Origin of the sequence: Virgibacillus sp. 7505, from assembly GCF_002272135.1 — a bacterium.
Classification (GTDB): domain Bacteria; phylum Bacillota; class Bacilli; order Bacillales; family Amphibacillaceae; genus Terribacillus.
Map to the genome: position 1 here is coordinate 1 of NZ_NPBF01000064.1, position 415 is coordinate 415.

Consider the following 415-nt stretch of genomic DNA (forward strand, 5'->3'; position numbering starts at 1 on the left):
GATAAAGTGGTCGCCTGTAGCCGCGTCTTGTGTATATTGCAAAAACGGGTCTTCTGCTGCTAAACGGGCTAATGCCCGATGAAGGGCGATTGCTTCATCTTTGCGGTCAGTGTGCACTTGTACTTGAAGCGGCGGTTTTGTGAACTACCCACCACTTATCACCCTTGCAGGTCGCTTGAAGTGGGGGCTTCTTGGGTAATCGCCACTTTTGGTAGCTGACGAAATGGACCAAGCTAACCCTCTTGTTCCAAGAGTTTATCGATTCATTAGGCAGTGGCTAATAAGCGAATCCCTTCTTTTTTGATGTTCAGTGCAGAGTTGTAGTCTCTATCAAGAGTTAGTCCACAAGTACATTGATACGTACGTGCGGATAATGCCATTTCTTGTATGGAGCCACATTGCGAACAAGTCTTTG

Annotated in this window: 1 protein-coding gene and 1 pseudogene; both read right to left on the reverse strand. The window is 46.7% G+C overall.

Annotation, left to right across the window (positions count from 1 at the left end):
• Window positions 1-132 (reverse strand): annotated as a pseudogene (locus tag CHH91_RS20325) (hypothetical protein); the annotation flags it as partial.
• A gap of 134 nt (window positions 133-266) precedes the next feature.
• Window positions 267-415, reverse strand: a 149-nt coding sequence (locus CHH91_RS17910) for a zinc ribbon domain-containing protein (RefSeq protein WP_141234190.1), incomplete at its 5' end; no start/stop codon positions are given.